The sequence below is a fragment of the Staphylococcus auricularis genome (assembly GCF_001500315.1).
Classification (GTDB): domain Bacteria; phylum Bacillota; class Bacilli; order Staphylococcales; family Staphylococcaceae; genus Staphylococcus; species Staphylococcus auricularis.
Genome location: NZ_LLER01000007.1, coordinates 138,749 through 161,587, shown reverse-complemented (window position 1 = coordinate 161,587; position 22,839 = coordinate 138,749). Strand labels below are relative to the sequence as shown.

At 34.2% G+C, this 22,839-nt stretch carries 21 protein-coding genes and 3 pseudogenes; 12 read left to right on the top strand and 12 right to left on the bottom strand.

What is annotated here, in order from left to right; all coding sequences use genetic code 11:
• Positions 1 to 269: 269 nt before the first annotated feature.
• Positions 270 to 488, bottom strand: a complete 219-nt coding sequence (locus APS80_RS04525; protein WP_059107085.1) for a hypothetical protein — start codon at positions 486 to 488, stop codon at positions 270 to 272.
• Positions 489 to 854: 366 nt separating this feature from the next.
• Here APS80_RS04525 and APS80_RS04520 point away from each other — a divergent pair, with 366 nt between their 5' ends.
• From APS80_RS04520 to APS80_RS04500, 5 genes are all read left to right on the top strand, one after another.
• Positions 855 to 1,061, top strand: a complete 207-nt coding sequence (locus tag APS80_RS04520; RefSeq protein ID WP_059107084.1) for a helix-turn-helix transcriptional regulator — start codon at positions 855 to 857, stop codon at positions 1,059 to 1,061.
• Positions 1,054 to 1,767: a DUF3169 family protein gene (locus tag APS80_RS04515; protein WP_059107083.1), complete on the top strand. Its 714-nt coding sequence runs from the start codon at positions 1,054 to 1,056 to the stop codon at positions 1,765 to 1,767. The genes APS80_RS04520 and APS80_RS04515 overlap by 8 nt, the downstream gene beginning before the upstream one ends.
• 15 nt (positions 1,768 to 1,782) lie before the next feature.
• On the top strand, positions 1,783 to 2,520 hold the full coding sequence (locus APS80_RS04510) for a CPBP family intramembrane glutamic endopeptidase (RefSeq protein ID WP_059107082.1): 738 nt from the start codon (positions 1,783 to 1,785) through the stop codon (positions 2,518 to 2,520).
• A 282-nt stretch (positions 2,521 to 2,802) separates the two neighbouring features.
• Positions 2,803 to 4,011 (top strand): sodium/glutamate symporter, encoded by a 1,209-nt coding sequence (gene gltS / locus APS80_RS04505; protein ID WP_059107081.1) that lies wholly within the window; start codon positions 2,803 to 2,805, stop codon positions 4,009 to 4,011.
• A 499-nt stretch (positions 4,012 to 4,510) separates the two neighbouring features.
• Positions 4,511 to 6,988: an MMPL family transporter gene (locus tag APS80_RS04500; RefSeq protein WP_059107080.1), complete on the top strand. Its 2,478-nt coding sequence runs from the start codon at positions 4,511 to 4,513 to the stop codon at positions 6,986 to 6,988.
• Between the two features lie 112 nt (positions 6,989 to 7,100).
• Here APS80_RS04500 and APS80_RS04495 read toward each other — a convergent pair whose 3' ends face one another.
• The 6 genes and pseudogenes from APS80_RS04495 to hchA all read right to left on the bottom strand — a co-directional run bounded on the left by APS80_RS04495 (position 7,101) and on the right by hchA (position 15,617).
• Positions 7,101 to 8,522: an APC family permease gene (locus APS80_RS04495; RefSeq protein ID WP_059107079.1), complete on the bottom strand. Its 1,422-nt coding sequence runs from the start codon at positions 8,520 to 8,522 to the stop codon at positions 7,101 to 7,103.
• Positions 8,523 to 10,213: 1,691 nt separating this feature from the next.
• Positions 10,214 to 10,444, bottom strand: coding sequence for a CRISPR-associated endonuclease Cas2 (cas2, locus tag APS80_RS04490; protein WP_169791250.1), 231 nt, complete (start codon positions 10,442 to 10,444; stop codon positions 10,214 to 10,216).
• Between the two features lie 4 nt (positions 10,445 to 10,448).
• A complete protein-coding gene (gene cas1, locus APS80_RS04485; RefSeq protein WP_059107078.1) occupies positions 10,449 to 11,351 on the bottom strand; it encodes a type II CRISPR-associated endonuclease Cas1 in 903 nt (300 codons plus the stop codon).
• Positions 11,352 to 11,438: 87 nt separating this feature from the next.
• Entirely contained in the window at positions 11,439 to 11,600 is a 162-nt protein-coding gene (locus APS80_RS11135) for a hypothetical protein (protein ID WP_332262515.1), read from the bottom strand.
• 21 nt (positions 11,601 to 11,621) lie between these two features.
• A pseudogene (gene cas9, locus APS80_RS11000) lies at positions 11,622 to 14,531 on the bottom strand (type II CRISPR RNA-guided endonuclease Cas9); the annotation flags it as partial.
• Positions 14,532 to 14,741: 210 nt separating this feature from the next.
• Positions 14,742 to 15,617 (bottom strand): annotated as a pseudogene (hchA, locus tag APS80_RS04475) (glyoxalase III HchA).
• Positions 15,618 to 15,896: 279 nt separating this feature from the next.
• Here hchA and APS80_RS10820 point away from each other — a divergent pair.
• The 6 genes and pseudogenes from APS80_RS10820 (at position 15,897) to APS80_RS04460 (ending at position 18,623) form a co-directional block, all read left to right on the top strand.
• Positions 15,897 to 16,064, top strand: coding sequence for a hypothetical protein (locus tag APS80_RS10820; protein WP_169791247.1), 168 nt, complete (start codon positions 15,897 to 15,899; stop codon positions 16,062 to 16,064).
• 68 nt (positions 16,065 to 16,132) lie between these two features.
• Entirely contained in the window at positions 16,133 to 16,273 is a 141-nt protein-coding gene (locus APS80_RS10815) for a hypothetical protein (RefSeq protein WP_169791246.1), read from the top strand.
• 785 nt (positions 16,274 to 17,058) lie between these two features.
• Complete coding sequence (locus APS80_RS11155) at positions 17,059 to 17,208, top strand: helix-turn-helix transcriptional regulator (RefSeq protein ID WP_083498162.1); 150 nt, start codon at positions 17,059 to 17,061, stop codon at positions 17,206 to 17,208.
• 55 nt (positions 17,209 to 17,263) lie between these two features.
• Positions 17,264 to 17,593 (top strand): DUF1700 domain-containing protein, encoded by a 330-nt coding sequence (locus APS80_RS04465; protein ID WP_059107076.1) that lies wholly within the window; start codon positions 17,264 to 17,266, stop codon positions 17,591 to 17,593.
• Positions 17,594 to 17,750: 157 nt separating this feature from the next.
• Positions 17,751 to 18,001 (top strand): annotated as a pseudogene (locus tag APS80_RS10910) (SAR2788 family putative toxin); the annotation flags it as partial.
• A gap of 13 nt (positions 18,002 to 18,014) precedes the next feature.
• Positions 18,015 to 18,623: a DUF3885 domain-containing protein gene (locus APS80_RS04460; protein ID WP_059107075.1), complete on the top strand. Its 609-nt coding sequence runs from the start codon at positions 18,015 to 18,017 to the stop codon at positions 18,621 to 18,623.
• Between the two features lie 589 nt (positions 18,624 to 19,212).
• Here the strand turns inward: APS80_RS04460 and rpsR are convergent.
• The 3 genes from rpsR to rpsF are packed head-to-tail and all read right to left on the bottom strand — an operon-like array spanning position 19,213 to position 20,339.
• Positions 19,213 to 19,455, bottom strand: coding sequence for a 30S ribosomal protein S18 (rpsR, locus tag APS80_RS04455; RefSeq protein WP_059107074.1), 243 nt, complete (start codon positions 19,453 to 19,455; stop codon positions 19,213 to 19,215).
• Positions 19,456 to 19,498: 43 nt separating this feature from the next.
• A complete protein-coding gene (gene ssb / locus APS80_RS04450) occupies positions 19,499 to 20,014 on the bottom strand; it encodes a single-stranded DNA-binding protein (RefSeq protein WP_059107073.1) in 516 nt (171 codons plus the stop codon).
• 19 nt (positions 20,015 to 20,033) lie between these two features.
• Entirely contained in the window at positions 20,034 to 20,339 is a 306-nt protein-coding gene (gene rpsF / locus APS80_RS04445; RefSeq protein WP_059107072.1) for a 30S ribosomal protein S6, read from the bottom strand.
• Between the two features lie 271 nt (positions 20,340 to 20,610).
• On the opposite strand from rpsF, the gene APS80_RS04440 reads away from it, so the two are divergent.
• Positions 20,611 to 21,420 (top strand): GH25 family lysozyme, encoded by an 810-nt coding sequence (locus APS80_RS04440; protein WP_059107071.1) that lies wholly within the window; start codon positions 20,611 to 20,613, stop codon positions 21,418 to 21,420.
• Positions 21,421 to 21,507: 87 nt separating this feature from the next.
• Here the strand turns inward: APS80_RS04440 and ychF are convergent, their stop codons facing one another.
• Entirely contained in the window at positions 21,508 to 22,605 is a 1,098-nt protein-coding gene (gene ychF / locus APS80_RS04435) for a redox-regulated ATPase YchF (RefSeq protein WP_059107070.1), read from the bottom strand.
• Entirely contained in the window at positions 22,605 to 22,820 is a 216-nt protein-coding gene (locus APS80_RS04430) for a DUF951 domain-containing protein (protein ID WP_059107069.1), read from the bottom strand. The genes ychF and APS80_RS04430 overlap by 1 nt, the downstream gene beginning before the upstream one ends.
• Positions 22,821 to 22,839: the final 19 nt, after the last annotated feature.

Here is a 22,839-nt window from a genome sequence, read left to right as displayed (position 1 = left end):
CTCAAGATTCATCAGGCTTTGCGCTATATTTTATTCCTTGTTAGAGGTCACACTACAGGTTGTCTGCAGGTAGAGTGCCCGGCTACTTAACATTTCGCTTTTTCTATAATTAGATATTTATTCATTTGAACCTGATGAATAACGGATTCTTAAAAAGATGCCTCAGATTTCACAAAATAAAAAGCTATTAGGAGACATCTCTTAATAGCTTTAGTAATTAACTTAATATTATATATTTATATAAACAACAACAGTTTAGTGATATAAAATTACTTGTTCGGATCCTTTTGTTGTTGATCTGTATCTTTCATAAATTGTTCGTAGTCATTTTTACTGCGATCTTGTCCCTCTTTTTCCCATTGATCAAAAGAGGCGATTTCTTTAGCTTCTTTTTCTTTTTTCTTCTTAGATCTTCGACGTTCTTCAATAATACCCATAACGATAAATAATACGATTAATAAAGGTGAGAACATGATAAATACCATCATAGCTAATCCTCCTCTCTCGCATCTATTAGCTTAATTAATTATAGTATCTACTTTATTTTTCAGCTTTACAATTAGATTTTAAAGCTTTAATTGACAATTCTATTACATCAATAGATAGTTCGCGGTTTTAAAGTCTCTTCTTAACATTTCAACTCCATTTTAACAAATCCTAATCAGTTATGTTTACGATTTATATCTTACATTTAAAAATATTTATATTTTATCAAATGTGGCTGTGTCCCTTCCAAATCCACCTATCAGGGAATTCACAACGGTCATATTTTAACTACTTTAATAATCTTTTTGACAAATATACTTGTCAAAATGACGTATATCGTATATGTTAATAGACAAGGGAGGTCAAAAATGAAAACACGCTTAAAAGAATTACGAGCACGAGATGGATACAATCAAACACAACTTGCTAAAAAAGCTGGTGTTTCACGTCAAACAATTTCATTGATCGAACGAAATGATTTTATGCCTTCTGTGCTCACCGCCGCAAAAATTGCACGTATTTTTGGAGAAAGCATCGAAAATGTATTTATCTTAAAGGAGGAAGATTATGAATAAAACGGTACGATACATAGGAGTTATTATTTTATCAGCACTCGCTGGAGGGGTCGTCGGATATCTTATCAAATACTTTCCGTTCGTAGATAAGATAAACGTATTAAGTAATACAGAAGTAGTTGTAATCAGTATTATTTTTTCCGCTCTTGTAATTTTATGTAATTTATTAATGGTTAAACAGCTTCAGAAAGCTAAAAATTTTAATAAATTATCTATCGCCGAAGAAGAAAATGCGGACATTTATGATCGCAAATTGAACGAACATTTTATAAACAGTAATTGGTTAAACTTAAGTGGATATATTCTTAGTTTTGTCAACTTAATTTTAATTAATGTAGGAGCTTCTCTCATAGGTCCAACTATTATATTTTCACTACTTCCATTATTCATTAATATGTTTTTAACAGTAATTATCAGCATTTACTTACCTCATATTAATTCGAAAGCACCAAAATATAATGAACCACATTACATGGATAAATTGATTCAAACTTATGATGAAGGAGATAGACATATTATGTTCTCCGCATTATTTAAAATTTTTAACATCAATATTATAGGAATATTATTCCTTATTTGTTTCACCGCACTATATTCTTCAATCACTCAGTCAAACCAACTATTTACCATTACTTGTTTAATTTTATTGTTTCTTATAAACATCGTTTACTATTACGTCAAAACGAATAAATTTTATAAAGAATAGAGGAGTGTTTTAACCATGGAAGAAAAACAGAAAGAAATTCCAATGAGAAACTCAGGTAATCAATTTGTTAATATCTTGAAAGTCGTAGGATTTATTATTTTAGCTATAACACCAGCATCATTCTCAGATGTTTTTATATGGGCTTCACATGAATACCATTTGCCAATATGGGTTCAAGCTATCATCTTTGTTATCTTTTTAGCTCTATATTTCATTCTAATACGTTTCTTTTGGAATCGTTATAAGACATATTCCGGAGAACGCATTAAACGAATTCATCTTAAAGATGTTGGATTCATGGTTCTATTTTTTGTCATCATTCAAGTCATTGCTTACTTAGGAACAACGCTGAATAATATGTTTACTGGCAATAAAACAACAGGTAATGATAACGCAATATTTCAATTAGCAAATTATTCTGATTCATTCTTACCTTTCTTAACATTGATACTATCAATAAGTATTGTTGCGCCAATCCTTGAAGAAATAACGTTTAGAGGCATTATCACATCAAAATTATTTAAATATGGGCGTATGTGGTTACCATTAATCGTATCTTCTATCATTTTTGGTTCTCTCCATATACTCCAGGCACCTACCGAGTTTTTCTCATTCCTACTGTATACATGCATGGGGGCCATCTTTTATTTAGCTTATGCTAGACGACACAATATATTGGATTCAATACTCGTCCATTTCCTTAATAATTTACTTCCTGCAATCAGTTTGTTATTAATATACTTCTTCCTCTAATAAGTGATGAGCTAAACTCATTTCGCACACACGAACTAAACATATAAGTTCGATGTGTGCTTTTTCTGTGATAATTTGTAAATTAAAATAAAATTTTGCTACGATAAACCCTATCACATCAACGCTTTTGTGCTTAGCAAAAAATTCTTTTCTGGATTTATATTTAATTTATATTTATAATGGATAGCATGGGCTTTTGTACACACTTTACTAAGTGATGTGACAAAGAGAGTATAAATAAATTTGGAATAGGATATTTTTTGATTAGAGGGGGTTTTAACCATGATTGAACTGAATCCTATTACAACCCTGTGTGTAGCATGTGTGCTATATCTCTTAGGGCAGTTTATCGTCAATCATATTTCTGCGTTAAAACGTATATGTATCCCTGCACCGGTTATTGGCGGATTGTTATTCGCGGTATTGGTTGCAGTATTAGACTCGACAAATATAGTAACAATTAAATTAAACGCACAAGACTTACAAGATTTCTTTATGTTAGTTTTCTTTACTACAATCGGTCTCGGAGCATCAATGAAACTGTTACGTCTCGGTGGTAAAGTGTTAATCATCTATTTAATGTTCTGTGGTGTTTTGGCAATCGGTCAAAATATCATCGGTGTTTCATTAGCAAAACTATTACATATTGATCCATTGCTCGGCTTAACTGCTGGGTCTATGTCTATGGAAGGTGGTCACGGAAACGCGGCTGCTTATGGTAAAACAATTCAAGACATGGGTATCGATTCCGGACTCACTGCGGCACTTGCTGCGGCCACACTTGGTCTCGTTGCAGGTGGTTTAATCGGTGGTCCTGTCGTTAATTTCTTGATAAATAAATTTAACTTAAAACCGCATGACGCTAATGCGACTGAGAAAGACTATGGTCAACTTGAACAAAACAAACGTCTACATGAACGTTTTGGTTCACCACAACTATTCTTAATTCAGTTCACAATTATTGTGATTTGTATGGCAATTGGTACGTATATCGGTAATACATTCTCTGATTTAACTGGTTTAAACATTCCAATATATACCGGAGCGATGATTATCGCTGTGATTGTCAGAAACATTTTCGAATACAGTAATGTACAAATGCTCGACTTGAAGCTCATCGATAACATTGGTGACGTCGCATTGAGTCTCTTCTTGTCTATCGCATTAATGAGTATTCAATTAACAGATATTTATCATCTCGCAATACCATTGATCATTATTGTACTCGTACAAGTCGTATTTATTATCTTATTCTCAGTCTTTATCGCATTCTGGGGTCTCGGCAAAGACTACGATGCCGCTGTCATGGTGGGTGGCTTCATCGGTCACGGTTTAGGTGCAACACCTAACGCTATGGCAAACTTAGAAGCCGTTACGAAAAAACACGGTCCATCACCAAAAGCGTATCTGGTCGTACCTATCGTCGGCGCATTCTTAGTCGATTTAGTCGGTTTCCCAGTGATTTTAGCCTTTATTAATATATTCGCATAACCTATTCCAAAGGGAGCTATATGAGCTTCGAAAACTACAGACTTACCGTTCAACACGTTCGGTAAGTCTTTTTATTTTGTTCTTATTAAAATGAAGTTTTCTATTCTCACTAGATTTTTTAGCGCAACTATGCTATTTTGTTTCATAGACCCATATATAGTTAAGATCTCAATTGTTAAAATAATGCCCACATTTTACAAGTAACTCATTAAAATTTCGGGTATGTAATAATGAGGTCTATCTTTATGTCTTATTACTAAAATATTTTCGAATGATTGATTTGCGAAAGATAATATGTACGATTCAAACCTTTCGTAACACAACCAATCAGGGTTCTCATTTTCCCAAAATAGCACAAATAAGGCACGGTTAGTTTACAGTTACCAGTACTTTCAAAGCACCTTTACAACTACATAGCTATGCATTTTCTGAATGGTTGTCTCAGCAACAATCAGCACGACGCGATTGAATATTGACTATAAAATGAAGGAGCGTACACATGAAAACGATTTTGAAATTCAAATGGCCTATTTCTATTGCGTTGATTATTATTATAGTCCTATCACTAATCTTCGCACCTAATTTATCACAATTAGCACAAGAAAAAGGCGATATCGAACCGCCTTCAGATTCCACATCTGTAAAATATGACGAGATGCTAGATGACCTCGGCGCAAACAATAATAGTATTGTCGCAGTCGTCCAGTTAGACTCCCCGCTCAGTAAAGACGGAGATAAAGATTTAGAGAATTACATAGATAAAGTCAAAGACGTAGATGGTGTGGATGACGTGATCTCGCCATTTGCGGAAGATGAAGTCTACGATAAAATCGTCTCCGATGATCATAAAAACATCATGTTGCCGATTGAATTATCGAAAAATGATGCCGTCAATATTGCTTCATCAATCGACGACATCGATCAAAACTTCAAGAGTGTTGATCTAACAAGTAACGAACTCGTGAATAGTGATATCGATGAAAGTACGAACGAAGGCTTACAAATGACAGAAATTGTAACTGTTGTGCTCATCATTATTATCTTACTCATCGTGTTCCGTTCTATCGTTACACCGATTATACCACTCTTTATCGTCGGTATTTCATACTTATTCAGTTCTGCGTTAATCGCATTCATGGTGAAATACTTAGATTTACCAGTTTCTATTTACATTCAACCATTCTTAGTCGCGTTGCTCTTTGGTATAGGTACCGATTACTGTATCTTGCTGATTAACCGGTTTAAAGAAGAGTTATCCAGTGTAGATGACGTAACAACCGCAACTTACAACACATTTACGAGTGGCGGTAAAACCATTCTCCTATGTGGTCTTACGATTGTCTTAGCCTTCGCAACGTTATTCTTTGCGAAATTCGATCTATTCCAATCTGCAGTCGGTATTGGTATCGGTGTTATTTGTTTACTCGTCGTGATTTACACATTGTTACCGTTACTCATGACATTACTCGGACACAAACTCTTCTGGCCTAGTAAACAAACCGCTTCACATAAAGATAATAAAATTTGGGGTAAATTAAACGACTTCACACAAAAATACTCATTCGTAACAATCCTCGCTGTCTTACTCATCTGTGTGCCAATCATTTACTTCATTCCAAATGATACGACATATGATAATACCAACGAGATCAGCGATGACTATAGTTCAGTGAAAGGCCTCAACATCATTAAAGATAAATTCGCATTAGGTGAAGCCTTCCCTGTGAACGTCGGTATTAAAGATGATGATAAGTTAACAACAAGTGAAGGAATCAGCGATTTAGAATCACTTTATAAAAAACTAGAAAATATTGATGGTGTTAAAAACGTCAATACGATTACACGTCCAACTGGTGAGCCTATCAAACAACTCTCAGCGACTTATCAGTTAGATGAAATCCAGAAAAACTTAACGGACGCAAATGAGGGCTTAAATGAAGTCGACAATGGTTTAGGTGAAATGAATCAACAAGTTCAACCGCTCACCCAAGCGGAAATGGTTCAAGCACTCATGATGCAAGGCATGCAATCACCTGAAGCTGCGGGACAAAGTATTACCCAACAAGCTTCTGCGTTATCACAAGGCTTAACACAAGCACAACAAGGTATTGGACAAGTGACTGAAGGTCAAGAACAACTTCAACAATACTTAGACGATATCGCAAATGATGATAACGTAAATGATTCAGGTGTCTACATTTCAAACGATATGTTAAAAGATGACAACATGAAAGAAGCCATTGATCAATATAGTGAGGATAACGGTAAATTCGTTCGCATTGATGTTGATTTAGATAAAAACCCTTACGGTAAAGACGCATTTAAAACAGTGAGTCAAATTAAACAAACCGTCAATGACGAAGCAAAAGACAGCGCATTTAAAGATAGTACAATTGAATTTGGTGGTATTACCTCAATCAACTTAGACCTTGAAAATACCATCAACGACGACATGGTTAAAATCATCGCGTTGATGTCATTACTAACATTTATCGCACTAGTGATTTTTAAACGTTCAATTATCATGCCGTTGTACATGATCGCATCAATCTTACTCACATACTATGTATCCATGTCACTCGGTAACTTGATCTTTGATGACATTTTACAAACAAAAGGAATCTTGCTCGTCACACCATTCTTTAGTCTCGTAATCTTGTTCGCGCTCGGTATCGACTATGCGATCTTCTTACTCAACCGCTTCAATGAAGAAGCAGATACGCAACCAATTGGCGCAGCACTGCATACAGCTATGACTAAAATGGGTACCGTCATCGTGACCGCATGTATCATTATCATCGGTACGATCGCCGCACTTTACACATCTGGTGCACTCACATTGATGCAAATTGCGACGATACTCATCATTGGCTTACTCATTTACAACATACTCATCTTGCCTCTATTCATCCCTGCTATCGTGCACAGCTTTGGTAGAGGTAACTGGTGGCCATTCCCACCTAAGTCTAAACAATAGCTTTACTGGTTTGGTAATACGTTAAAATAAAGCACAAAAAAGGCGCATCGAATTGAAATTCGATGCGCTATTTTTTTATATTGCGTGATTGAATTGAAGTGTTCATTTTCAGCTAAACCGTTCGATGTCGTGTCCGTATTAAGTAAAATGCGTAGTAAATAATACCTAGGATAAACCACACACCCGTATAGAATTTCGCTTCTCCACTTAAGCCCCAGAATATCGCAAAAATACATATAAACGTAATGATAGGTAAGACAGGATATAACGGGAATTTAAATGAAGGGACTGGTAAATCTTTCCCTTCACGACGACGTAAACTGAAGAGACCCAATGTCACAAACATAAATGCGACAAGTGTGCCGGCAGACATCAGTTCGGCTAAGAAATCAAATGGGAACATAGATCCGACAATAACCGCAACGATTGTCACTATCAATAATGCGCGATTCGGTAAGAACTTACGATTGAGTTGTCCTACCCATTTAGGGAAAATGCCATCACGACCAAATGAGTAAATCAAACGTGAACCGGCAAGCATCATACCGACAAGTGCGGTAAACATACCGAAGACGGAAATTGCTTGAACGATGACTCCTACAACAGGGTGACCACTATTGCGTAATGCCCATCCAACTGGCTCAGCATTACCTTCATAAGCTGTGTAATGGAACATGCCGACTAACACAAGTGACACGATGATAAATAGAGACACCGCGATGACGAGTGAACCTAAGATACCACGTGGCATCGTTTTACCAGGGTTAATCGCTTCTGCGGAATTCGCTGCCAACGAATCAAATCCGATGTAGGAAATGAAAATCACCGCACTCCCAGCGTAGATCCCTTGCCAACCACCTAACGTCCCTTCTGAATCCGGATTATATTCAGGAAGGAATGGAATGTAGTTATCAAGGTGAATCGCTGTCGCACCCACGACAACGAAGAGTAAAATCGCCATCACTTTTAATACGACTAAAACATTTTGAACACGTGACGTTTCTGAAGCCCCACGTGATAACAAGATGGCGGTTAATATCATACTGATGGCCGCGATTAAATCGATCACACCGCCTTCACTCCCCATCGGTTGCGATAACGATGCTGGAAGAGAAAGATTGAACGATGCCATCAAACCTCTTAAGTTAGCTGAAAAACCAGAGGCAACGAACGCGATCGCGATGGTGTACTCTGCAATGAGCGCCCAACCGACGAGCCATCCTAATCCTTCTCCAAAGAGAATGCGAATCCACGTGTAAGCTGATCCAGCAAAGGGCATGACAGCCGCCATTTCAGCATACACAAAGGCGATTAAAGCTGCGACGACTGCTGACAAGAGAAAAGATAAACTCACAGCAGGACCTGTATATTGTGCCGCTACAACCCCAGGTAAGGTGAAAATTGCTGTAGAGACAATCGTACCTACCCCAAGTGCCAATAAATCTCTCGTCCGTAATGTTCTCGTCAAATGGATATCTTTCTGTTGATACTGCTTAGGGTCTTCCTTTTGAAACATCCTCTGCTTTAAATTCATTTATGTAACGCTCCTTATTTATTTCAAATTCATAGCTTCCATTATATTAAAGTTTTTTATGAAAAGTCTATATATTACGTATTAAAATATTAGATTTCTACAAAAATTTCAAATTTCTTGCAATTTGCAGACAACTAAAAAGGAATTTTTGAGGATTTTAGGTGAAAATTTTGTGGAAAGTGGGAGAAAATGCGGATAGGAAGAAAGAATGAATTTGGGTGAAAGATGTTGGCGCCGTTTTTGAAAAATGAAGAGAAAAATGTGAGCGGGAGGAAAGAATGGGTTTAGTTGCTAGAGTTTGACGCATTTTTGAAAAAATGAGGGAGTGGAAAAATTATTGGTTAATTAAAAAGAGTCGGGTGCAGTTTTTGAAAATTGGGAGATATAAAATATCTGTGGATGAGGAAGAAATTAGCGGTTAATTTTGAAGGGCCGAGTGTAGTTTTGAAGGATTGGAAGAGAAGGTCGCGGATTTTGAGAAACTGGAGAAATAAGGTGCTGAAATTAAAAAAATAGGCAAAATCACCATCATTTCAGGCTCTCTCATTTTATAAAATTTTTAGTGCTTATATCATTTGACAATTAGTTAGGATGATGTAAAATAATATTTAGGTTAACCTAAATATATTCTAGAAAGGGTTGATAATAAAAGCTTTCCAATCAATTTTTGGATTTTGAAATACAATACGATAGTCACTTATCACATGAACTCAAATAGATAGATGATCTATTGTGTCGTTAGTCAGAACTGTTAGACGAGGAGATACATCTGAAATAGAGGTCCCCGCTCTAATATCACAGCGAATAAAAATGTCACCCCTAAGTAACAAGATTTAGTTCACGCTAAATCCTTTTGCATAACAAACCTTTGTACACAACTGTAAGAAATACAGTTGGCCATAGTTGAAAAATGATGTTAAAAATCAAAAAATGTTGCTCAAATTATAAAAAGTACATGTTCCCGACTTTTTATAACTTTTATGACGTAACAAATTCATCCTTATATAGTTAGAAATATATTGTTCAATCCGTAATAACAATAAAAAATAATGGATTCTTAAATCCTCCATATTTAAGCATAACAATTCACTATTATAATTCATTTCCAATCATTAAAGGCGAAAACCCCCATTGGTTTTCGCCTTTCCCTTTTTATTTAGAGAGATGATAGGTGGAAGTTGCGTTAAATCAATGAATGCGAGCATGAACACAGTCACAACGAAAAATCCCGCCAATAAATTGACGGGATAAACACGACATATAGTCTTGTTTTAGTAGATACTGTGATTTTAAGTATAAATACAATATATATTGTACATTAAGTATAAGCTATCGAATCAAGAAAGTCAATAAAGATTTTAGAAAAGTTTGAAAATATTTTGGGTTATAGTGTATAATCCGACAATTCCTAATAAATGTACGAACCAACCGCTCAATGGCGATGATGAATAACAAATTATTACTTCCATTTTGTGGAGAGGACGTACATTCTACAAGCCCAGCTTTTATATTATATAGAGTATTATTTTAAAACGGATCTACAGTTTTAATTATAGAAACCTTGAGGCAGTTAGATTCGAAAAAGCTAGAGGTTTCATTCATACTTAAAATCACAGAGTACTAAAACTTGCATCAACGACTGAAAATACATTAAATTGTTTCATTCATACTTAAAATCACAGAGTACTAAATTATTGTTTCTCAGTAATGACGAGTGCTCTCACCTGACCTTCTGTAGGAAGATAGCGATTCACATTGGCAATGGTTGTTTTTGCCGCATCTTTATTAATGACACTTTTAATATAAATAGAATATTGCATCATCAAAAATCCTTCTTCAGTTAAGCGTTTCCGGAATTTACTGTAAACTCTTCGTTGTTTTTTAGTTTCTACAGGCAAATCGAACATAATGAAAACCCTCATAAATCTATAGCTCATAATATTCGTATCTTTTTATGCTTGGTAATTTTATTTTTTCGATATCACCTGTTTTAAAATAATCTATGATAGATTGAATTGTTATTTCTATTGCTCGAATAACCGTCTCCATTTTGTTATCTATCAGTATGCGAGCATGCATTAGATTAATCAGCTTCACTCTGTAATCTTTCGTAAGAAAATCTACAGGTGGATGTTTAACCAAAAATAAATCAACTAAAGGTCTAAAAGGTTCCACGATATCTGAAGCTAAATTAAAATGATTGCGACTGCCAATATGATGGATACCAATAGCTGGCAGCAACCCCTTTGCTACAATCGTACGAGCTACTGCTGCATTCAAAATCGTATAACCATAATTCAAGACTGCGTTCTCTAGCAATTCATCATCATCTCTATTGAATGATTTAAATAAGCTATTAAAGTAATACTTAGCTGCTTGGCCTTCAATATTTTGTGTATCGCCAACTTGTACTAATGACTGTAGTTCTTTCATTTTTTCTATACGCTTTATATCTATTTGAATAAACTTCAAACAGCCAATTTGCTTCATTATTTTTTGTTTTATAATTTGTTGCCAAAGAATCTTTTTGAAATCATCATTCCAATCTATTTGTTCTTTTATTTGTTTATATTGATTAAAATGTCCTGCAATAGGTTGTATAACACATTCCGGCAAGTGTTTCTGATTACAAAGAATTACCAGTATATTATAATCAGAGAGTTCAACCAATAAACGTGTCGATACTGTAACGGTTAAGTCTTCTATGATGAGAGCAAAAATATCACCTAAAGGGACTTTAACCTCTAAGTCCCCTTTAGTGATTTTTAAACTATTGAGATTGAGCGCAATGTGATTTACATCAGTCACATGTATAATACGCCATCCCATTATAATTCACCTCGTTTAAAAACAAGCTGAGGTTTTTTGGGAAGTGGGGCTTTATATAAATTTCCTAATATATCTGTCGTATATTTTTCAATTAAAACAACTCTTTTGCCTATTTTTAATTCTTTTTTCACCAGTAACATGATTAACTTCACAAAAATCTTTATAAGTGATATCTACCATATTTAATTCAACTAAATTATTTATGTCACTATTAACACCAATAACTCTAAATAGTTCTCTTTCATACATAATCAAGTCATTATAGTAAAAACTGCCAATAAACACGTCACTTTCCTTTATTTTTTTCTTTTCCTTTTCTGCTTCATATTTATCTTTAGAAATATAGTAATAATTATCTTTTTTTAGCACGTCTAAATAACCGATAGAAACCATTTTATAACCTTGTTCACACTTATAAATATCAAAACGGAACGATTTAAGAGAAAGCTTAACTAGTTTATTCTGCGTTTCAGGATATTTGTTACTGACATCCAAGTGGCTTCCCAGTTTTTTATCTATATATTTTATTTTATTAATAGCTGGACCGTTTCCTTTTTTAGCATATTTTGTAACATATTCACCTTTATCTTCATAATAAGCAGCTAATGGATTTTTAGCTTCAGCATATTGATTAATGATAGTCATTAATTTTTCAAAAGTTTTAGGATCATGCTGATACATCAAAATTTTTTCAGGTTTTTCAGTAAATAGTTTCTTTACTTTATCATTATCTTTTGCATATAAATCTTTTAATGTCTGAACTACATAAGTTTCGTCCTCTATTTCACGAGTGCTATATAATGTATCATTGATTAACTGGCGATTCGGTTTTTTATCGACACGATGTGAATATTTGAAATCACGAAACTGTTTTATATTTTCAACTTGTTTTGGTGTTTCAAAAAGTTCTTGATATTTTTCCTCAGTATCCGCCTTTACAATAGTATCATTTACTTCTAATCCTGGTTGTTCTAATATCCTATCCGTTCTTCTAAGTGCTTTATGCGTCTTAAATAAGAAATCTGCATTTGCGATAACTAATGCATCTTCTGCATGATGTTTATAACCATGGTTACGATGTTTTTTGAAATCCCATACCTTTCTAAGATGGTTTGTAAATCCTCCATTGATCGTTTTCACTTTAACTGCGTAATCATTTGTGCTGAAATAAGTTTTTAATAAATTGGATAGTTCACTTGTAGCATATCGCGTGTCGACTAAATTACGATTAATAAATTCTTTTTGAACTTCAAATTTATTAATATCACGTTCTTCAAGCAACATATCTCTTTTTTTCTTAGAAATACGGTCTTTGGCTTTGGATAAATTTAAAATATGTTGTTTAAATTGATTGTACGATATTTTTGATTCATTTGAACTTAAGTATTGATAAGGTGTCCGATTCCCTTTTTTACTGTTTTCTGATTGTTTAACTAGCACTTTGTTATTCAGTGAATTGTCGAATGATACAGAACGTGGAATGATATGATCTACTTCATAATGTGTAGGATTTGATAGTAAATCTTCTATAGGAATCGCTTCAAGTGAGTATAGACATTTACCTTCTTGCATGTCATGTAATTTTATTTTTTCTATCATATATTTCGCATTTGTATTTCCGTATTTTGCAAGTAATTGTTCAATCTTTTTGCGTGTAGCCTCATTTTGTTTTTGTAGTTTATTTATAAATTTCCGCCTATCTTTACTATTTTTCTCTCTTGCTAATTCAATTATAATGTCCTCTGGTAAGCCAAATCGATCAATTACAGCGTTAATCACTTTTATGGATTGAATAAATGCACGTTTCACTACAGGGGATAAGATAAATTCATCTACCAATGTTGTTGGAATGGAGTCAATTTCACTCATTTCAACCTTTTTCGGTTTCAAATTCAATCTTGTAAATATTTCCATTTAATTTTCAGGGGACTCCCATAACTCATCAATAACTATATGAATACATTTTAACGACAATCGGTGTGTTCCTGTATAACCAGTAAGCTGCGCTATTTGCGATTTTTCACTTTCTGTTAATAGTTCAGGTAATTGATCTAATGCTTTTTTAATACTTATTTCGTCTTGATAAATAGTTAAAATTTTGGTAATTTTATCCAACATATCCACATCTTCAAGATATTTAGCCTGTTCGAAAATATTTTTCAAGTCATGATACAATTTAAAGGACGTAAATTGTGGTTTACCTGATTTAGTAATACGATAACCTCTAATATCATAGTCTTGAACACCAATTTCCTTAGCAATTTGCTTTAAAGTTGGGTTTTTCTTCTGTTTGAAGACATTTTCAATAATATGATATTTCTCATAGTATTCTAATTTCGGATTGTCATCCCGTGTAACTACTAAATTATTTAAATCGTTAAGTGCATTAAATAAATCAGCAGAGTAGGCATATTTAACACTACGCAGCTCTTCTGGAAAATATGTACATCTACCCATTAATTTCTCGTACCACTTCAATAAATCTCCATCCCAGCCGTACGGACTCCCATTGCCAGGACCTTCAAAATATTCTCGTCTGGTAGAAATTAAATCGATATATTGTTGTATAAATTGATCATCTATCTTATGGTACTGTCTTTGCGTTTCACATAACTGTTTAACTTCTTTAACAAAGTCTTCAGTTTTAAAACGATTTTTCTCGCCTCTAACTTTATTTATGTTAGTTAATCTTTCTAATTGGAGTTCACATACATACTTATCTTGTAATTGTTGTGCGTTCTTTTGTAATTGTTGCTTTGTAGATAATTCATTATCTTGTTCTTTATCACCCATTGATACACTAATGTTGTGCAAGCCACGTCTTTTCGCAATATGAAGTAATGCAATCGCGAACTCGTCTTTAGTTAATTGTTCTCGTAACCCTTTCACTCTAATGGTATAAGGATCTGTGCTTTTGGGTACATCATTTAAATCCATTAATTGGTTATCTGTTAGCAACTGTTTAACACGATCTAAACGATGTATTCTTCTTCGTTTTAGACGCCGTGCACCGCGTTTAGAACGACGATTACTGTTGTTTTCACTATCGGCCTCTGGAAATAAGCGAACGCCAGCATCAATGACTTCTCTTGTCTTACTATCAATCAGACCATAACCGACTGAAGTTATACCAATATCTAAACCTAATATATAGTTTTGTTTCTGTTGATTCTCTTGCATCGTAACCCTCCTTATTTTTGGAAAATTAGCACAATTTTAGTTGTTATGTTTGCTATTTATATTCCATGATTAACATTAGATCAAATGTGTAAAATTAATTAGCATAATTATATAATGAATACGGAAAATAAGCCACTTATATTTTGCTTCAAATAATAAAAAACTAGGACCCTTATGGCCCTAGTTTCGCTATTTAAATTATGAATCTAATTATTCATTGACTGCTTTTACTAATACTTCTGCAGCCATTTTACCGAGGGCATTAGAAGCAAGTGGGCTGTCGTCTGTGAGTAGTTTACGATCTTGATGTGTCTGACCAGACATGTCGTCATTTAACACGTTCACGCCTTGTTTTGTTAATGCATCCGCAAGTAGCCATCTGAGTTTACCTGGTAAGTAACCCATATCGACATTGTCACCTTCATCTAAAGCATCCGGGAATACGCACATCGCATATCCATCAAATGGATTACTTTCACGGTTAAGTGAAGCTGATAAGAACGCGGCTGGGCCATGACAAATACTAATCATATATTTATCTTGTTCTAGAGCCCAATCCAACGTTTGTTGAACTTCTGTACTCTCAGGTTAGCCTACGAGTGCACCATGACCACCAGGTATAAACACAGCTAAGTAATCTGAATCAGCGCCAAGTTCATTTGTGATAACTTCTTTTAATGCTTTAGGTTGTTTCAATTTCGGTTTGAGTTGTTCATATGTTTGCATAACTGCTTCATCTTGTTGAGGCATAGCCCATAACTCAAGTTTAACTGGATATCCTGTGATTGTAGCTATTTCTACGTCGAAACCTGCTTCCATCATATGATGTAACGGTAATAACATTTCTACGGGATGATTACCTGTAGAAAACATCTTTTCATTTTCTAAAAATACATAACGTTCCTCTGTTGCGATGACTAAAATTTTCCATTTGTCACCTTGGTAAGCGTCTTTATAATTCACACCATCGAAATCTGTCTTAGGGCCAGTATACTGACTTAAAGAAAACGGAGACGGGAAGAATGCTTGATCTTCCGCTTGATCAGGTTGCGGTTGTTTGCTTAATTGTTCTTCATTTTGGCTCATTAGTTAATATCCTCTCTCTATCTGTATTTTAAATAAAAGTACTTATTTTCACATAACACTATAACCAGTGAGATATATTTAAAACACATAGTGAGCATAAGGGGAGTGTGCTGGGCGTCTAAAATATCAGAGTAGCAGGGTCCAAATTCAATTCTATTATTTTATATCTAAAAGGGATATACGAAGTGTAATTGTACAAAATATGTTATGTTGTGATTAACACTAATTATAATTTTTATAAAATGCAGAGGTTAAAAAAATAAAAGGAGAGAGAGCGTCATGAAATTTGTAAACTTTGTCGCATTATCATCTTCAAGCCTCGACAATAAAGTGAATGAATTTTTACAAGAAAATGTGCATATCGAAATAGTTAAAATGGATTTTCAAATGAGTAGTTTGGCAGTGGGTGTCGGTATTTGCTATGAAGATGTAAAGAGAGAACGATAAATCAGGTGCCTATTAAGGGATCACATCGCTCTCCATCTCTTAAAATGATATGAAAAGGGGATAGTCTTATGAGAATCGGAAACTATAAAATAGACGAAACATATCTTATCATGATCGCTGGATTTTTATTCTTTTCTCTCTTCGCGCCATTTATGTTATTGCCTGTACTTCTCCTCTTCATCATTGGGTTAGAAAAAGTCGAAAAATAAAAGTTTAAGTCGTTAATCAAATCAATAAAACCAAAGTCAGCTAGTCTTCATTTTTATATACTTTATCAGCTAAATAAATGATAACAAAAACAATAATAGTAGGTATAAGAGGGCCGAATGTATACCAAAAAGCTGTTTTCAATGATTGATTTATCCAGAAATATTTGATTAAAAATGATACGATAAAAGCACTAAATAATGCAATAAATGTGTATACGACTGATTTTTTCAATATAACCTCCCAAACAATAACAAATATAATTACTATTGCAGCATAAGCATATATGACAATTTCAGGTAAGGACATTTATTTCACCCTTCACTCCTAATTTATTTTTATTTGTTTGTTGTTGTGTTTTGTCCTGCAAATACGACTGTAAGAATAAACCAAAACAGAGCAATAAAATATAATCCTGAAATAAAAAAGAGAAATGTAGCTAACCCAGAGAACGTAACTTTAAGTGTTTTCGCATCATTTTTCTGCATTTTTTAACCTTCCAGTTATATCTTTCAGTTTTATAATAACACAAAATTTAATTCATTATTTTATTATGATTATATTCTCTCAAAAGTATTCATTTATTACTTATATTAAGCGTGCGGGTAGTCTCACCTCCACGCATCCTTCTCTGTGCTCTACCGAAAATTTCAATATATATTTTCTCATCAAATACTCAATAAACCCTATTATGTCCTACATGTAACAGGGTTGTTGCTTTGATTATGCTTTGCTTTTGATCTCAATGTGTTAAAAATAGAAAGTGTAGAAACAAGGAGGCAAGCTTATGTTAGCAGAATATTTAAAAGAGGCTAGAGAAAGCAAAGATTTAACCCAAGAGGACGTAGCCCAAAAATTATTTGTCACACGTCAAACTATTTCAAGGTGTCACTTTACCAAATGTCTATGTATTAGAAGCTCTGAGTTCAATCTATGATGTTCCCTTAGAATATCTAATTAATGGGATTTCTGAAGAGAAGGAGGATAAAAAGATGAATTATTTCGCTTTGTTTGGATCAATCGTATTTAACGTGCTATTATTTTCTATTGTGATTTTAGTTGCTTTAAGCTCTATTCTCATTATGTGGTCACTAGTGGTAATCTTCACCTTAAGTCCGTTCGTCTATTTAGTCACTGTGTTTTTACAAATACAACCGTTCGAACTATTTGAATTGCTACTTAGTCTTGGATTTTTTGCTATAGGAATCATCTTAATTCCAGTATGCTATAAAGTAAGCCGTGCCTTGTTTAAATACTTTAAAATTTATCTCAAATACAACCACAAAGCTATATTCACAGACTATAAAGATGCGCCAAGATAATGCGCTCATGCTTCCTGTTTTAAAGAGGTCACCTACGTGCGCGGCCTCTTTTATTGATGAATTTACAATTTAAGTGCAACACATAAAAATGTGCCCTATAATCAAAATTCCAGTAAAATAGAGTTTACCAACAACAACTTTTACTAAGGATGATGATGCTGTAAAATCTAATACTCATAATATAGCTAAAAGTATTAATAAAAGTTTACTGAACGATAGAGGTATGAACATTGGTAAATTTACTCAAAAATTAAAAGGAAAAATCCTACATGGAGAGATCCGAAACCTAAATGGACTATTTCTAAAAATAAAGGAAAGCCACATGGTAGATCTTATTGGAAGTTAATAAATAACAAAGGACAAAGAAAGGTCTCTTTGACTAAAGATGGAAAAATTTTGAGGGAATAAGGTGCTATAAATTATGTACTTTGATATAAATGATTTGAATATCAAAAAGTTAAATTTTAGAGTTGTAAAAAATGCAATTCATTTAAATTTAAACGAAGGTAAGTACCAGTTTTTAGAAGATGGCAAGACTATTAATAATGATTATTTTTTAACTGTATATAAAAATGCAATAAACATTTTTGAAGATTTATTCTCACCTTCGGATTCTATAAATTTTGTTCATGTTGTATATATTTATAATAACCCTTACAAAAAAACGAATGTTATAAAAAAATTTACATCATTAACTATAGACAAATTATCTTACTTTAAAGAATATACAAAAGCAAATGATGATAATATTTTGTGCGAGGAGTTTTCCTATAATTGTTCCATAAAAGACATAAAATATAAAAAATTATTAAAAGCTATTTCCAATCAAGATTTTAAAGGGTTAATTCCTAATATCAATCAGGATTACAATTATTCTGAAATATATATAATTAGTAATAATAAAAATTTAATATATCATTTGTATGATGATAGAGGACTTTGGTTAGCTTTTAATAATACTAAAGACTTTGTAAGATATTCTAAAAAGTATAATGATTTAATATTGGACCTTAATAATGAAGATATTTAATCTATGTGTATTTTTAGTGCTTGTTTTTATCTTTATTTTATACTTTAGTTTTTATTTAAATAATGCTAAACCTTTAAAAGTAGACACTCAAAAACCTGCTCACCTGACTTTGCGAGTACGAGTAAAAATGCGAAAAATACTCTGTGAGTTGGCGTCATCTACGATCTGGTAAAATATCAGCAATTTTATGTGTTTCAGCCTCACAATAAATAAAACTCATCGCAGCTGAAACATCTCTAGTAGATTTAAATTTATCAAAAGTAAGATATGAAGGCAAGGTAGTGACTTTGGGTTTCACTTGCTTAGCTAACACATTCATCTTTCTATGAACAGTGGAGGGTGAGACAAGTACATCTTCAGCTATTGCTTTTTCAGAGCGAACTTCAGCTGCTTTTTCTGCAATAAATTAATTTAACACTACTAGAAATTAAAGATTTAGGTTGAATATACGGAGAGCGAGCTGTAAAGGATTGATGGCATTCTTTACAATAAAGTCGGATGATGATTTTACTCATCAACCGACAAAAGTATAGAACCAAAAAAACCCCTGTAGGGCTGCTCCCTACAGGGGTTTTCACATCAATATTTATTATTGATCTTCGTGAACGTATGGTAATAATGCCATATGACGTGCACGTTTGATAGCTGTAGTCAACATACGTTGATATTTAGCTGAAGTACCTGTAACACGACGAGGTAAGATTTTACCGCGTTCTGAAATAAAACGTTTTAATAAGTCTGTGTCTTTATAGTCGATGTGTGTAATTCCGTTTGCTGTGAAATAGCAAACTTTTTTACGACGACGACCGCCTCTTCTTGGTCCACCTGCCATGGTTTGCTGCCTCCTTTAAATATATTAATTTAATGCGTTTCTATTAGAATGGTAAATCGTCATCACTGATATCGATAGGTCCATTAGCATTTGCGAATGGGTTATCAGATTGTGATCCACCATTATCGTTATTGTTTGAGTAAGATGACGTATTTTGACCGGATTGTTGTCCGCCAAAGTTGTTTTGACCAAAGTTTTGGAAATTGTTGTTTCCATCTTGTGAATGTCTTTGGTTTTGACCTTTAGGTTCAAGGAATTGAACACTGTCGCATACAACTTCTGTCACAAAGATACGTCGACCTTCTTGGTTTTCATAACTACGTGATTGTAAACGTCCATCTACGCCAGCTAAACTACCTTTAAATAAGTAGTTGCTTACATTATCTGCTTGTTTTCTAAATACCACACAGTTAATGAAATCTGCTTCACGTTCACCTTGTGCGTTCGTAAACGTACGGTTTACAGCAAGCGTAAATGTCGCAACGCTCACGCCTGAGGGTGTTGTTCTATATTCTGGATCTTTCGTTAAACGACCGACTAATACAACTCTATTTATCATTTAAGCACCCCCGTTAAATTTATTTTCTAGTTTTATCTTCGTCTTCATTGATCACGATGTAACGGATGATATCATCGCTAATTTTAGCTAAACGTTGGAATTCATCTGTTGCGTCGTTGTTATCAGTTTGGATACGTACAATATTGTAGTAACCTTCTTTGAAATCATTGATTTCGTATGCTAAACGACGTTTGCCCCAATCTTTTTCTTCTAAAACTTCTGATCCTTTAGAAGCTAAGATACCATTAAAGCGTTCTACAACTGCTTTTCTAGCATCATCTTCCATATTCGGACGAACTACGTACATAATTTCGTATGTTCTCATGATTTCTTGCACCTCCTTATGGTCTATACGGCTTGTCTTAATTACAAACAAGCAAGGAATAATTTTTAATTACTCACATTCCGATATTATAGCACAGCACATTACTTTTTACAATGATTTTTATTAATTCCGATCGCTCATCATCACCTTGCCTATGCTGAAGTTGGTTGAAGAATCCATTCATGTCATTTAACATTTGAACTATGCAAATTTTGTTTTTCATTATTTACAAAAATGCATCCACTATACATACAAAAAGGAGGATTTCACTGTGCGCGCTTTTTTGAAAAAGAGCATCGTGTTAATCATCGCAATATTGGTAGCAGCCATTCCATTCACAACAACGCAAGCCTCTGCTGAACAATCCGAAAGAGGTACAATGGGATCTGGCTACAAGGAATACCTACAGCAACACCCTGAAGCAGCCGCTCCGAATACGCAAGATCGATCAGCCGGGTCATCAAACACCACTGAATCTGAAAATGGAGAACGTATCTTGGACTTATCTGAGTGGCAAGGCGAGTTGACTAAAAAACAAGTTAAAAAACTGAAAAAAGAATATGACTTCATTATTATTCGTGGTCAATACGGATCAGAATATGTCGACGAAGTCCTTGAACATAATTCAAATTTATTAGATAAACAAAATATGAAATTCGGTGTCTACTCATACAGTATGTACGAAAATATAGCTGATGCACGTTACGAAGCACAAACCTTATATAATCGTGCACCTAAAGCAAGTTTCTACATCAATGATTTTGAAACAGACTCAGTAACATCCGGTTCATCTAATAAAGCAACAGCTGCTTGGTATGATGAAATGAAAAGTTTAGCAGGTAAGAAAAAAGTCTTATTCTATTCTTATGAAAACTTCATGCTCAACCATGCTGAATCAGCAGCTCAAGAATATGATGGTGTCTGGTTAGCAAATTATACAACACGTCCAGAAAGCCCACACGTACTATGGCAATATACAGATGAATATTACTCTAAAATATTAGATCAAAATGTTGATGCTAGCTACATTTCACCTGACGTTAAACCAAGTTGGTTCACTAAAAAATCTAAAAGTAATTAAACTTAAAAAACACGCCTTCTAGACTTACCGCAGTCTAAAGGGCGTGTTTTTCTATATGTTTATCGCATTCCAATCAACACAATTCACTTATACATTAAATCTGAAGTGAACGATGTCGCCATCTTGCATGATGTATTCTTTACCTTCTAAGCGTTGTTTACCCGCTTCTTTCGCACCATGTTCACCATCATGTTCAACATAATCTTCATAGCTTGTCACTTCTGCACGAATGAAGCCACGTTCAAAGTCAGTATGAATAACGCCCGCACATTGTGGTGCTGTCATACCTTTTGTAAATGTCCATGCGCGAACTTCTTCTACACCTGCAGTGAAGAATGTCGCAAGGCCTAGTAAGTCATAAGTAATGCGGATTAAGCGATTTAATCCAGGTTCTTCAATACCTAAGTCTTCTAAGAACATCGCTTTATCCTCTTCATCTAACGTCGCAATTTCTTCTTCGATTTTCGCACTGATAACAATGACTTGTGAACCTTCGTTTTCAGCGTATTCACGGATAGCTTTCACTTTTTCATTATCGTCATCGCCAATTTCATCTTCACCAACGTTTGCGATGTATAACATTTCTTTAGACGTTAATAATTGTGCTTGTTTCACGTATTTTTTATCTTCTTCATTAAAATCAATACTGCGCACAGGTTGTCCATTTTCTAACGCTTCTTTGATCGTTGTTAAAATGCGTACTTCGTTTTCAGCATTTTTATCTTTTTGACGTGCCATTTTTTCTAATTTAGGTAAACGTTTTTCAACAGATTCTAAGTCTGCAAGGACAAGTTCCATGTTGATGATTTCGATATCATCGATAGGATCCACTTTACCAGATACGTGTGTCACATTATCGTCGTCGAACGCACGCACAACTTGGCAGATCGCATCTACTTCACGGATGTGAGATAAGAATTTATTACCAAGTCCTTCACCTTTAGATGCACCTTTAACGATACCGGCAATATCTGTAAATTCGAATGTAGTTGGTATTGTTTTTTTAGGTCCAACCATGTCTGTTAATACAGATAAACGACTATCGGGTACTTCTACAATGCCGACGTTAGGATCGATCGTAGCGAAAGGGTAGTTTGCGGCGAGCGCGCCTGCTTTTGTGATTGCGTTAAATAGCGTAGACTTTCCGACGTTTGGCAAGCCTACAATACCTGCTGTTAATGCCATTAATCATTCTCCTTACTCTCAGTATCTTGATTGGATACCAATATTTTTTTAATATTTTTATCAAATTTTTGTCGCGGAATCATCATGCTTCGTTGACAATGTTCGCATTTCATTCGGATATCTGCACCCATTCTTATGATTTTAAATTCATTTTTGCCACAAGCGTGTGGTTTTTTCATTTCTACAATATCATTTAAACCATAATTTAGTTTCATGTCTTTCCCCCTCCGAATA